At 72.7% G+C, this 13,042-nt stretch carries 9 protein-coding genes; 7 read left to right on the forward strand and 2 right to left on the reverse strand.

The features are described from left to right. Window positions 1–16: 16 nt before the first annotated feature. The 3 genes from OU416_RS19360 (at window position 17) to OU416_RS19370 (ending at window position 7,126) form a co-directional block, all read left to right on the forward strand. On the forward strand, window positions 17–3,187 hold the full coding sequence (locus OU416_RS19360) for an ATP-dependent helicase (RefSeq protein ID WP_270928393.1): 3,171 nt from the start codon (window positions 17–19) through the stop codon (window positions 3,185–3,187). Beyond that, window positions 3,184–6,447, forward strand: a complete 3,264-nt coding sequence (locus tag OU416_RS19365) for an ATP-dependent helicase (RefSeq protein ID WP_270928394.1) — start codon at window positions 3,184–3,186, stop codon at window positions 6,445–6,447. Before OU416_RS19360 ends, OU416_RS19365 begins: the two co-directional genes overlap by 4 nt. A 70-nt stretch (window positions 6,448–6,517) precedes the next feature. After that, window positions 6,518–7,126: a hypothetical protein gene (locus tag OU416_RS19370; protein ID WP_270928395.1), complete on the forward strand. Its 609-nt coding sequence runs from the start codon at window positions 6,518–6,520 to the stop codon at window positions 7,124–7,126. A 7-nt stretch (window positions 7,127–7,133) separates the two neighbouring features. Here the strand turns inward: OU416_RS19370 and OU416_RS19375 are convergent, their stop codons facing one another. Continuing rightward, window positions 7,134–7,661, reverse strand: coding sequence for a hypothetical protein (locus tag OU416_RS19375; RefSeq protein WP_270928396.1), 528 nt, complete (start codon window positions 7,659–7,661; stop codon window positions 7,134–7,136). A 267-nt stretch (window positions 7,662–7,928) separates the two neighbouring features. Here OU416_RS19375 and OU416_RS19380 point away from each other — a divergent pair, with 267 nt between their 5' ends. Together OU416_RS19380 and OU416_RS19385 are read left to right on the forward strand one after the other, a co-directional pair. After that, window positions 7,929–8,924 carry a potassium channel family protein gene (locus tag OU416_RS19380; RefSeq protein ID WP_270928551.1) on the forward strand — a complete coding sequence of 332 codons (996 nt, stop codon included), beginning with the start codon at window positions 7,929–7,931 and terminating at the stop codon, window positions 8,922–8,924. A 56-nt stretch (window positions 8,925–8,980) separates the two neighbouring features. Further along, entirely contained in the window at window positions 8,981–9,409 is a 429-nt protein-coding gene (locus OU416_RS19385) for a hypothetical protein (protein ID WP_270928397.1), read from the forward strand. An 18-nt stretch (window positions 9,410–9,427) separates the two neighbouring features. Here OU416_RS19385 and OU416_RS19390 read toward each other — a convergent pair whose 3' ends face one another. Next, a complete protein-coding gene (locus tag OU416_RS19390; protein WP_270928398.1) occupies window positions 9,428–10,399 on the reverse strand; it encodes a neutral zinc metallopeptidase in 972 nt (323 codons plus the stop codon). Between the two features lie 390 nt (window positions 10,400–10,789). Between OU416_RS19390 and OU416_RS19395 the strand changes: the two genes are divergently transcribed. Then, entirely contained in the window at window positions 10,790–12,406 is a 1,617-nt protein-coding gene (locus tag OU416_RS19395) for a DUF2207 domain-containing protein (protein ID WP_270928399.1), read from the forward strand. 11 nt (window positions 12,407–12,417) lie between these two features. Continuing rightward, window positions 12,418–12,993 (forward strand): DUF3558 domain-containing protein, encoded by a 576-nt coding sequence (locus OU416_RS19400; RefSeq protein ID WP_270928400.1) that lies wholly within the window; start codon window positions 12,418–12,420, stop codon window positions 12,991–12,993. The last annotated feature ends 49 nt before the right edge of the window (window positions 12,994–13,042 follow it).

Below are 13,042 nucleotides of genomic sequence, written 5' to 3' on the forward strand. Positions count from 1 at the left end.
GTGGTTCCATCGATGGGTGCCATCCCCGACCGCGCCCGTGCTCGTGCGCCGCGCCGAACCCGCTCGGCGGCGCGTCACGTGGGACGAAGCCGGGCAGCGGGCGCTGGCGCACACCTTCGGCTTCCTGCGCGTGCTCGGCGGCCCCGGGACCGGCAAGAGCACCCTCATCGCCGAGCTGGCCGCCGACCGGATCCGCAACCGCGAGGTGTCGCCGGAGAACGTCCTGGTCCTGACCGCGAGCCGCCGCGCCGCGGCCTGGATGCGCACCGAGATCACCCGGCTGCTCACCGGCTCGTCGTCCGAGGTGCGCACCGCGCCCGAACCGCTGGTGCGGACCGTCCACTCCTACGCCTTCGCGGTGCTGAGGCTGCAGGCGGTGCGCGAGCAGCTGCCGCCGCCGCAGCTGCTCAACGGTCCCGACCAGGACGCGCTGGTGCGCGATCTGCTGGCCGGTGATGTGGAGGTGGGCGCCGGTGACTGGCCGGAGCCGCTGCGCCCGGCCCTGACCGTCCCCGGCTTCGCCGAAGAGCTGCGCGATCTGCTCCTGCGGGCCGCTGAGCGGGGCGTCGGCCCGGAGCGCCTGGCAGCGCTCGGCCGCCAGCACGGTCGTCCCGAGTGGATCGCCGCGGGCAAGTTCGCGCGTCAGTACGAGCAGGTCACGCTGCTGCGCGGTGCCGGTGGTTCGCAGGCTCCCGCGCTGGACGCCGCCGAGCTGGTCGGCTCGGCGCTGCTGGCCTTCGACACCGACCCGAAGCTGCTCGCCGCCGAGCAGGACCGGGTGCGCTACGTGTTCGTCGACGACGCCCAGCACCTGGACCCGCAGCAGTACTGGCTGATCAGGCGGCTCGGCGACACCGCGACCGAGTTCGTGCTGGCGGGCGACCCGGATCAAGCGGTGTACTCGTTCCGCGGTGCCGACCCGCGCTGCCTGCTGGACTCCGATCCCGACCGCAACAGCACCGAGGTGCTGACCGTCGACCACCGGATGTCCAAAGCGGTCCGCGAAGCCGTGCAGCGGCTGGCGGAGCGGCTGCCGGGCTCGGGCCCGCAGCGCGAGCTGGTCGAGCCCGAAGGCGGTCGCGACGGATCGGTGCAGGTGCGCCTGCTGGCCACCGAGGCGCAGGAGGCCTCCTGGGTCGCCGACCAGCTGCGCCGGGCGCACCTGCTCGACGAGATCCCCTGGTCGGAGATGGCGGTCGTGGTGCGCTCGACAGGGCTCTCCCTGCCGGTGCTGCGCCGCGCACTGCTCGCCGCGGGCGTGCCGATCGCGCTCCCCGTCGACGACATCCCGCTCGCGCAGCGCAACGCGGTCCGTCCGCTGCTGACCCTCCTGCGCTGTGCCGCGCGCCCAGAAGCGCTCGATCCGGACGCCGCCGCTGAGCTGCTGGCTTCGCCGCTCGGCGGGGCCGACCCGCTGGCGCTGCGTCGGCTGCGCCGGGGGCTCCGCCGCTTGGAGCTCGCGGCGGGCGGCGGCCGGGGCAGCGGTGAGCTGCTGGTGGAGGTGCTGCAGGACGACGATCGCCTCGCCGCGCTGGAGGATTCCGCCGCCGAGCCCGCCCGCCGCCTCGCGGGCCTGCTGCGCAAGGCGTCCGACTCGGTCGCCGCCGGGCACAGCGTGGAAGAAACCCTGTGGCGGGTCTGGAAGGCCAGCGGTCTGGAGAAGCGCTGGGTGGCGCAGACCGAGCGGCACGGCACCGCCGCTGCTCAGGCCGACCGCGACCTCGACGCCATCGTGTCGCTCTTCGACGCGGCCGCCCAGTACGTCGACCGCCTCCCCGGCGCCGATGCCGCCGGTTTCGCCGACTACCTGACCAGCCAGCAGATCGCGGGCAGTTCGCTCGCGCCGACCGCGCCCCGCGACAACGCGGTCCGGGTGCTCACCGCGCACGCCGCGAGCGGTCAGGAGTGGGAAGTCGTGGCGATTCCCGGTGTGCAGGAGGGGATTTGGCCGGATCTCCGGTTGCGCGGATCGCTGCTCGGCGTGGAGCGGCTGGTGGACGTGCTGTCCGGGATGGACTCCGAGCGGGTGTCGGCCACCGCGCCGCTGCTCGCCGAAGAGCGTCGGCTGCTGCGGGTCGCGGCCAGCCGGGCGCGGCGGAACCTGCTGGTCAGCGCGGTGCGCGGCGAGGACGACCAGCCGTCGCGGTTCCTCGACGAGCTGGAGGGCGTGGACAGCGATCCCGACGTGGTGGAGCGGCCGATCGCGCGGCCGGAGCGCGGTCTGGCGCTGGCCGACCTGGTCGGCGAGCTGCGCCGGGTGGTGTGCGATTCGGCGACGGAGCCGCGTCGGCGCGAGCGGGCGGCCAAGCAGCTGGCGCGGCTGGCCGCGGCGAACGTGCCGGGTGCCAATCCGGAGAGCTGGTACGGACTTCCGGAGAACTCGACGGATCAGCCGCTGGTGACCGGCGACGAGCCGGTGCGCGTTTCTCCCTCCACAGTGGACATCCTGGCCACCTGCCCGCTGCGCTGGCTGGTGGAGCGGCACGGCGGTCAGGACACCGCCGAACTCGCCTCGATCACCGGAACCCTGGTGCACGCGCTCGTGCAGGCCGCCGCCGACGGAGCGGACACGACGCAGCTGCACAAGGCTCTCGACGACGCGTGGGAATCGGTGGACGCCGGTGCGCCGTGGTTCTCCCGCAAGGAGCGCAAGCGCGTGGAGCACATGCTCGACGCCTTCGTGAACTGGCTGGTGCAGTCGCGCGCCGAGCTCACCCAGGTCGGCGTGGAGAAGGACCTCGACGTCACGGTCCCGGCGCGCGAAGGCGGTCCGTGGCTGCGGCTGCGCGGCCGGGTCGACCGGCTGGAGGTCGACGCCGAAGGACGTCCCGTCGTGGTGGACGTCAAGACCGGGAAGAACCCGGTCAGCAAGGGCGATGCCGAGGAGCACCCGCAGCTCGCGGTCTACCAGCTCGCCGCCGCGCTGGGCGCGTTCGGCGAGCACGACGCTCCGGGCGGGGCGCGGCTGCTGTACGTGGCGAAGTCCGACCGCAAGGGCGCGGCCACCGAGCGCACCCAGCAGGCGCTGGACGAGGACCGGATCAAGGTGTGGCTCGACGTGGTGCACACGGCGGCGGCGGACAGCCTCGGGCCGGCCTACGTGGCCACCGAGAACTCCGACTGCTCCCGCTGCCCGGCGCGCACCTCCTGCCCGGTCCACCCGGCGGGAAGACAGGTCTCCCAGTGAGCGAGGCACGGCCGCGGGTCAGTCCACATCGGATCGCCCAGGCGCTGGGACTGCACCCGCCGACTCCGGAGCAGGCCGCGGTCATCGCCGCGCCCGCCGAGCCGGCGCTGGTCGTCGCGGGCGCAGGAGCGGGCAAGACCGAGACGATGGCCGCTCGCGTGGTCTGGCTGGTGGCCAACCAGCTGGTCACGCCGGAGCAGGTGCTCGGCCTGACCTTCACGCGGAAAGCCGCGCGGCAGCTCGCCGACCGGGTGCGCGCGCGACTGCGCAGGCTCGCCGGATCGGGGCTGCTGGACGAGGTCGATCCGAGCGGGCAGCTGCGCTCGGCGGTGCTCACCGAGGACCCGACGGTGCTGACCTACCACGCCTACGCCGGGCGGATCGTCGGCGAGCACGGACTGCGGGTGCCCGTCGAGCCGGGTGCGCGGCTGCTGTCGGAGACGGCGTCGTGGCAGCTCGCGCACCGCGTGGTCGCGACCTGGACCGAAGACCTCGACACCGACAAGGTGCCTGCCACGGTGACCGGCTACGTGCTGTCGCTGGCCGGGGAGCTCGCCGAGCACCTGGTGCGCCCGGGCGAGCTGCGCGACCACGCCGAGAGGCTCAGCGAGGTCATCGAGAACGCGCCGCGTGCGAAGGGGCAGCGCGCGAACCTGCCGCAGGAGCTGGTGAAGGTCGTCGCCGCGCAGCAGCTGCGGGTCGCGCTGCTGCCGCTGGTCGAGGAGTACGCGCAGAGCAAGCGGCGGGAAGGCGCGATGGACTTCGCCGACCAGATGTCGCTCGCCGCGCTGCTGGCCGCCGAACACCCCGAGGTCGTCGAGGGCGAACGGGCCCGGTACGGCGCGGTGCTGCTCGACGAGTACCAGGACACCGGGCACGCGCAGCGGGTGCTGCTGCGATCGCTGTTCGGCCAGGGCACCCCGCTGCCGGTCACCTCGGTCGGCGACCCGGCGCAGGCGATCTACGGCTGGCGCGGCGCGAGCGCGGCGAACCTGCCGCGCTTCACCACCGACTTCCCGCGCGTCGAGGACGGGCGAAAGGCCCCCGCGCGCCGGTACGGGCTGCTGACCAGCTTCCGGAATCCCGAAGAGGTGCTGAAGCTCGCCAACGCGGTGTCCGAGCCGCTGCGCAGCACCGGGCTCGAAGTGGACGAGCTGCGCGCCAGGGAAGGCGCGGCGCCCGGTGACATCCGGCTGGCCCTGGCCGGTGACGTCCGCGAGGAGCTCGACTGGCTCGCCGACCAGATCGCCGCGCGCTGGCACGCCGCGGTGGACGACGGGGACCAGCCGCCGACCACCGCGGTGCTGGTGCGGCGCCGCGCGGACATGGCCGACATCGCCGCCGTGCTGCGCGAGCGCGGACTGCCCGTGGAGGTCGTCGGGCTCGGCGGGCTGCTCGACGAGGCCGAAGTGCGCGACCTGGTCAGCGCCCTGCGCGTGCTGGTCGACCCGCTCGCCGGAACGGCGGCGATGCGGCTGCTCACCGGCTCGCGCTGGCGCATCGGCGCCGCCGACCTCGCCGCGCTGTGGGAACGGGCGCGCGAACTCGGCGCGCAGGCCTTCACCGAACCGGCCTCCGACGATCCGTCCGCAGTGGTCACCGCGGCGCTGCCGGGCGAGAACGCCGAGCAGGCCGGGCTGGTCGACGCGCTCGACGACCCCGGCCACGCCGCGCGCTACTCCGCGACCGGCTACCAGCGGATCCGCCGGCTCGGCGGCGAACTCGCGAACCTGCGGCGACGCCTCGACCAGCCGCTGCCGGAACTGGTCGCCGACGTCGAGCGGACCCTGCTGCTGGACATCGAGAGCATCGCGCGAGCGGTGGGCCCGGGCCGGATCCACCTGGACGCCTTCGCCGACGTGGTCACCAGCTTCGCGCTGACCAGCCCCTCGGCCACCCTGCCCGCGCTGCTGGACTACCTGTCGGCCGCCGAGCGCGCCGAGGACGGCCTGGAACCGGGCGAGGTCGAGGTCGCCGAAGACCGCGTCCAGGTCCTGACGGTGCACGCCGCCAAGGGCCTGGAGTGGCAGGTGGTGGCCGTCCCGCACCTGGTCAACGAGGTCTTCCCGGGCAAGCGCAAGTCCTCGTCCTGGCTGCGCTCGGTCACCGCGCTGCCCGCCGAACTGCGCGGCGACGCCCAGGACCTGCCCCAGCTGGACCTCGGCCGGCTGTCCGGAATGGACCGCAAGGAGATCACCGAAGCGCTCGGCATCCACGACGAGGAGTTCGAGGAGCGGCGCATCGCCGAGGAACGCCGGCTGCTCTACGTCGCCGTCACGCGCTCGGAGCGGACGCTGCTGCTCTCCGGGCACTGGTGGGGCGAGAACGGCGACCGGCCGAAGGGGCCGTCGGTGTTCCTCCGGGAACTGGCGGCGGTGCTCGACGATTCCGGGGTGGGCGTGCTCGACCGCCTCGCCCCGGAACCCGCCGAGGACGACGCGAACCCGCTGGCCGAGGCGGTGCGCAGCGCGGAGTGGCCGGTCGATCCGCTGGGCCCGCGCCGCGCGGCCGTCACCGAGGGCGCGGACATGGTGCGGGCCGCTCTGTCCGATGTGGACTCGCTCGAACCGGACGATGAGGACGAGGACGGCTGGGCCCGCGACGTCGACGTGCTGCTGGCCGAGCGCGCGGCAGCGGCGCAGCGCCGCGAGCAGGTCCGGCTGCCGGACCACCTGTCGGTGAGCCAGCTCGTCGAACTCGCCGGTGACACCGACGGTCTGGCCCGGCGGCTGCGCCGCCCGCTGCCGTTCCCGCCGAACCCGATGACCAGGCGCGGCACCGCTTTCCACGCCTGGCTGGAGCACCGGTTCACCTCCTCGGCGCTGCTGGAGTACGACGAACTGCCCGGCGCGGCCGACGATTCCGCGCCGCTGCAGGAGGACCTGGCCGAACTGCAGGAGGCGTTCCTGGCCGGGGCGTGGGCCGATCGCACCCCGCACCGCGTCGAGGTGCCGTTCGAGACCCAGGTGGAGGGAATCGTCCTGCGCGGCCGGATGGACGCGGTGTTCCGCGACCCCGACGGCGGCTGGACCGTGGTGGACTGGAAGACCGGCGCGGTGCCCGGCGGCGACCAGGTGCCCGCGCTGTCGGTGCAGCTGGCGGCCTACCGGCTGGCCTGGGCGGAACTGTCCCGCACCCCGCTGGAGAAGGTGCGCGCGGCGTTCCACTACGTCCGCCACGACCACACCCTGCGCCCGGCGGACCTCCTCGACGCCGCCGGCATCCGCGAGCTCATCACCGCGGTTCCCGCAGCGGGGTGATCCAATCGCCATGACACGTTCGGGTGGCGGAGCTTGAGATGGCGCGCCGCGGCGGAACAGTATGCCCGCGATGAACACGCACTGGAAGCTCAGCGCCCCACCGGAATCCGAAGTGCACGTGGACGCCGACGTGCTCGCGATGCGCGCCCCGCTGGTGCGGGTGCACCGCGACAAGGCGGGCACCTGGTCCTTCGACGGCCCCGGCCGATCCCCGCGCCCGTCGAAGAAGACGTTGCTCAGCGCCGTCGTCGGTGCCTGGCCGCACGTCGCCGCGCTGTCCGACCTGGGCATCGGCGCCGCGGCGGTGTGGTCGTGGAAGCAGCACGGCTGGGCGGGCGAGTCCCCGTGCGAGTGCGGTTCCTGCGACCAGCCGGTGGCCGCGGACATCGACCGCCACAGCTGGCCCGAAGAGCTCCAGCCGCACACCATCCTGAGCGTCGAGCAGGTCGCGCTGTCCGGTCAGAGCGCGCTCACCGACATCATCTCCACGCCCGGCGGAGTCGCCCTCCTCGGCCCGGGCGAGCACCGCCGCACCGCGGACCTGATGACCCCGGTGGCCCTGGCCAACGTGATCCGCCGCTGGCCGCACACCATGCAGGCCCTGCGGATGCTGAAGGAAGGCCACGGCATGCGCTGGAGCCAGGAAGGGCTGAACTGGCACGAATACGCGCTGGCCTGAGCTGCGATCAGGCGTTCTCGGTGAGCTGGGGGAGTTCGAGGAGCCGGGAGTAGAGGACCTCCAGGAGCCAGCGTCCGAAGAGGGACGAGCCGAACTCCGCCGTGCGGTCCTCCGGGGCGAGCACCAGCTCGGCCGGGTTGTCGGGGGCGGCGTTGACCACGCCCACGCCGTAGTAGTCGAGTTCGAGCATGCGCAGCGGGCGGTACGGCTGGTTCGACGGGAGGACCACGGCGCACGGCGCCAGCGTCAGCAGCGTTCCGCACGCGCGCAGCGCGAACCGCGGGTGGGCCACCGGGACCAGGGCGCCGAGCAGGTCCACCGCGGGCACCGGCACGTGGTCGTGCGTGCTGGGCTCGGACCAGGACCGGAACCAGGCAGGGTTGAGCTCGGGCGCCCAACCGTGGCGACTTCGCCACTGGTGGACGTCCTGGCGGATGCGCACCACGGCGGCGAACTTCGCGCCGAGGACTTCCACGTCCGGGATCAGCTGGCCGTTCCACCCCAGGGCGCGGGCCGCGTGCTGAAGCTGCTGCACTTCTGCATGGTAGAACGCCGACCCCCCGATTCGGGGACAGGTCTTCCGCTCGGCAGGAGAAGACTTCGATCCCGCGCCGGGGTGCCGGACCCCGGTCGGCTTGCGCGCGGGGTTACTGTTCTGCGCCGTGAGTTGTCGCGGAGTCGGGGGGCACGGTTCATGATGCGGCGAGGTCCCAAGTCGCTGGCGCAGCCGTTCATCGGCAGGCGGGCCGACAAGGACGAGCTGACCAGCCGGCCGGACCACGCGCTGGTCGGCGTGATCCGGATGCCCGGCAGCGTGATCAGCCCGGTCCGCTCGATCACCCGCCGCATCATCGGCGCCAGCCTCGCGCTGGCGGCCACGGTGCTGCTGGTCTACTTCGACCGCGACGGCTACCAGGACAACAACGCGGGCGACGGGCTCAGCCTGCTCGACGCCGTCTACTACGCGACGGTGACGCTGTCCACCACCGGCTACGGCGACATCACCCCGGTCAGCGATTCGGCCCGGCTGGTGAACGTGCTGGTCATCACCCCGCTGCGGGTGCTGTTCCTGATCGTGCTGGTCGGTACCACACTGGAAGTGCTCACCGAGCGCTCGCGACAGGCGTTCAAGATCCAACGCTGGAGGTCCAAGGTGCGCGACCACGTGGTCGTCGTCGGATACGGAACCAAGGGCCGGTCGGCGGTCACCGCACTGCTCGGCGAAGGCGCCGAACCCGGCCGCATCGTGGTGGTCGACACCAACCACACCGCGCTGGAGGCGGCTTCCGCGCAGGGGCTGGTCACGGTCAACGGTTCCGGCACCCGCTCCGACGTGCTGAGGGTCGCGGGTGCGACGCGAGCGCGGGCCATCGTGGTGGCCCCGGCCCGCGACGACACCGCGGTGCTGGTCACCCTGACCGCGCGCGAGCTCGCGCCGAAGGCGCAGATCGTCGCGGCGGTGCGGGAGGCCGAGAACGTCCACCTGCTGCGGCAGTCCGGTGCGGACTCCGTGGTGGTCTCCAGCGAGACCTCCGGGCGCCTGCTCGGCATGGCGACCTCCACGCCGTCCGTGGTGGAGATGTTCGAGGACCTGCTCACCCCGGACGCCGGGCTGGCGATCGCCGAGCGGGAGGTCGAGGAGCAGGAGATCGGCGGCTCACCGCGGCACCTGTCGGACATAGTGCTCGGCGTGGTCCGCGAAGGGCACCTGTACCGGGTGGACGCACCGGAGGCCGACGCCATCGAATCCGGCGACCGCCTGCTCTACGTGAAGAAGGTGACCCCGGCCGAGCCGTGATCCGGTCGCGCGGTCGGTGATCCCGCTACTTCCGCGATCCTGGCACTATCGGTGTCGTGGGTAGGCAACGAGGTTCGGCGTCGGTCGCGCCGATCCTGCTCGTCCTCGGCCTGCTCGGCGTCGTCCTGGCCGGAGCGGCGGTTTGGCCGCTGGTGGCAGCGGCCGACCGGGGACGCGCGCAGCTGCGCCCGGCGACGGCGACCGTGGTGGAGTCGCGCCCGTGCGGCGGCGCGGCGGCGGGCGACCTGGTCGAGGTCGAGATCGGCGGCGAACTCCACCGCGCGCGGTTCGACGGCTGCGGGCACAGCCGCGGTCAGCAGCTGCCGGTGCTGGTCCCGGCCCGGGCGACCGGGGAACTCGTGGTCCGCCCGGCCACCGCGAACGACTCCCAGCTCGACGAGCTCGCCGAACGCGCCAACTGGATCCTGCTCACCCTCGCCGGAGTCGCAGGCGGCGGCTACGCCCTGATGCTCGGCAGACGCTGACGCGAAGTTCGGTGGAGCTCAGCTGACGTCGGAGGCGTCGGCCATCCAGGTGTTGCACTGGGTGATCTCGTTCTTGTAGAAGCCCTGGTCGACCCACGCGTTGTTGTTCTTCGTGGTGCCGTGGTCGCGGACGTTGGAGTGCTCGTCGCCGCGGCCGCGGGAGTCGTACAGCGCCGGGAAGATGTAGTCGTTGCTGACCCCGCCGTTCTGCAGCGCGGCCAGCGTCATCCCGCCGAAGCAGGTCGCCTGCAACTCCGAACGCCGGGTCAGCTCCAGCCCGCTCGGGGTGTCCCGGCCGCCCGCGTCGTAGGCGGCGTCGCCGAAGGCCGTGCTGATCCCGGACATGCCCTGCACCGCGTGGCCGAACTCGTGCGCGAACTGGCCCAGGTACGCGCCCGGCTCGCTGAGCTGCTCCTTCTCGGCGTAGTACCGCGCGGTCATGTAGATCGTGTGGCTGCCCGGGCAGTACATCGCGGTCTGGTTCCACTTCCGCGTGCCGCAAGGGGTTTCGAAGTCGCTGCCGCTGGTGACCACCTTCGGCGTGCGGACCGGCAGGTCGGCCTCCTCCAGCAGCGGCCGCCACGCCTCCACCAGGCACGGCAGGGCGGCCTGGTAGAAGCGGTCCTGCGACTCGACGTCGGTGCGGAAGGTGGGCAGGTTGCACGGGGTGTTCACCGCGCCGTTGTCCTGGATGTTGATCGGGTGATCGCCGAGCCGCGCCACCGGCTGGATCTGCGTCGAGTCGTCGTAGCCGCTGGTCTCCGAGGTGGTGCTCGACGTCGTCGACGAGCTGGTGGTGCGCGAGGTCGAGGTGCGGGTGCTGGACGAGCCGGCCTCGCTGCTGGTGGGGCTGCTGTCGTAGTCCGAGGCGCGATCGGAGGTGATCGCCGAGGCCATCGCGCCGACCAGGGTGATGCCGCACAGCGTCACGCCGACCAGCACCAGCGCGATGATCACACCGCCGTTCCCCTTGCGCTTCGGCGGCCGCATGGGCGGCATCGGCGGCGGTGGGCCGTGCGGAGCCGCGCCGCGCGGCGGCATCGGAGGTGGCGGGCCCATCGGCCGGGGACCGGAAACCGGCCGGACACCGGGCGGGGGTAACGGCGGCCGCTGCGGGCCGGGAACCGGTGGCGGTTGCGCCCCGCGCGGGCGCGGGTGAGCACCGCGAGGTTGCTGCGGCGGCCACGGCTGCTGTGGCGGCTGCGGGCCGTGCGGCGGCCGAGGCGGCTGGGTCATGCGGTCTTCCTCGCGGTGTGTCGAATGTGGACGATCGAGCGGAGTTCGGCGGTCCGCCACCGGGCCGTGCGCTCCCCAACTTCCTCGAATCGATCTCGCCGGTTGCGGACCAGAGAATAACTTCGGGCCGCTATCGTTCGGGCCGTGTTGACCAAACGGGGACTGCTGATCGCGCTGGCCGCGCTGCTGCTGGGCGCGCCGACCGCGGCCGCTGCGCAGGAAGAACCGGTCGACGCGCTGCCCGGCGAGGTGGCCAGTGAGGTGCACCTCAAGCTGGAGCGCGACGGGCTGGTGTCGGTCACCGAGCAGATCGTCGTACCTCCTGGTCAGCCGGTGACGCGCACCACGCCGCTGCGCCAGTCCAGCGGCCCGGGGGAGGACCGGGTGTTCACCGTCTCCGACGCGTCGGTGGACGGCGGCGAAGTGCACGTCGGCGCCGACGACGTGCGCGTGACCCTGCAACCCGGGGTCTCGACGCTGAAGTACGTGGTGCGCGGCGCCGTGGCCGACGCGGGCGACCTGCAGGACGTGCGCTGGCAGGTGTCCGGCGGCTGGAACGTGCCGGTGGGCCGCATCGAGGTCTCGCTGCTGTCGCCGAAGGTCCCGCAGGCGATCATGTGCCTGGCCGGCCCGCTGGGCAGCGAGCACCGCTGCGACCAGTTCGAGATCTCCCACACGCAGGAGATGCGGGCGATGACCTACGGGCTCGCACCCGGCGACCGCATGGACATCACGTTCCAGCTGCCCGCGGGCACGGTCCCGGCGACGGCGGTGACCGAGGAGTACTTCAGCCTGGCGAAGGCGTTCTCGCTGACGCCGGGAACCGGCGTGGGCCTGGCGGCCATCGGACTGGTCCTGATCGGCGGCCTCGGCCTGGTCTGGTACGCCCGCGGCCGGGACGTCCGCGCGTACGGCGAGGACGTCGGCCGCGTCGAGGTGCTGATGACCGATTCGCGCGGCGGCGTCACCTTCGCCTCCCCGGACGGCGTGCTGCCCGGCCAGATCGGTGCGGTGGTCGACGAGCGGGTCGACCCGGTGGACGTGACGGCCACCGTGATCGACCTGGCGGTCCGCAACTACCTGTGGATCGAGGAACTGCCCGGCCAGGACTGGCGGATCGTCCGGATCAACCCGGCGGACGACGCCCTGCGGCCCTTCGAGCGCGCGGTGCACGACCTGCTGGTCGGCGAAGCGGCGGAGGTCCGCCTGTCCCAGCTGCGCGGCCTGGACCTGTCCCGGGTGCGCGACGCGCTGTACGCGGACGTGGTGGACAAGGAGTGGTTCGCCCGCCGCCCGGACGCGGACCGGAACCTGTTCTGGTGGAGCGGAATCGGCGTCGCGATCGGCGGTGCGGCGCTCACCGCGGCCCTGGCGCTGACGACCTCCGTCGCCCTGCTCGGCCTGGGTGTGGTGCTCGGCGGCGTCGCGATGGTGGCCAGTGCCCGCCTGATGCCCGCCCGAACGCGCCGCGGCAGCGCGCTGGTGATGCAGGTCAGGGGCCTGCGCGGCTACCTCCACGAGGTCTCGGCGAACTCACTGCCCGCGGCGGACCGCGAAACGGTGTTCTCCCGCTCCCTGCCGTACGCGCTGGTCCTCGGCGAAACGGACCGCTGGCTGGCGGAATTCGCCGAACTCGACCCGGCCGCCGACGGAACCCCCGGTCTGTACTGGTACGCAGCCCCCCAAACCCCGAACCTGCAGAACTTCCGCCTGGCCTTCCCGAACCTGACCGAAAAGCTCAACACAGCCCTGAAGAGCTGAGCCCGGAGCAGTTGGCGAACGTCGATCGACCTGAGGTGAGGTATTCAGTGCTGAGTCTTGTTCGGTCCGTTGTCGTCCTGACCGCTGGCGTTGCGCTCGTCGGGGTGTCCGCGTGCGGCACCAGTGGCGATTCGGCCCGAAATGTGGGCTCCGAGGAATCGACGGAGCGGGTCGGTGGGGCTGCGCTGGAGCAGTTCGACCCGTGCACGTTCTTCAATCCCGATGAGCTCAGCTCGTGGGGATTGCAGACCGAGGCAGCGGAGTTCACGCCGGTGAGCTTCGAGCCGGGATGCCGATGGCAGGGCGGGCAGATGGGGCTCGTGCTCCAGAAGAACGTCGAGGAGACCGTGGCTTCGTACGAGAAGAACGGCAACTGGGAGCGGTACGACAAGCAGTCCGTGGGCGGACGCTCCGGTGTGGTGGCGAACGTTCCGAGTGGCGGCGCCACCGGCGGCTGCAACGTGCTCGTCGACACTGGCGGCGGCGTCGTCATCTACGGAGTGTCCGGCCGCCTCGCCGACTCGGTGGATGCTTGTGCCGAAGCGGAGAAGATCGCTGCTGCGACCGCTCCGCGGCTGCCGAAGTAACGGTTGTAGAGCGAAGAACTCTCCGAGCTGATCTCGCGCCTGTCCGGCG

Source organism: Saccharopolyspora indica (assembly GCF_027853965.1).
GTDB classification, from domain to species: domain Bacteria; phylum Actinomycetota; class Actinomycetes; order Mycobacteriales; family Pseudonocardiaceae; genus Saccharopolyspora; species Saccharopolyspora indica.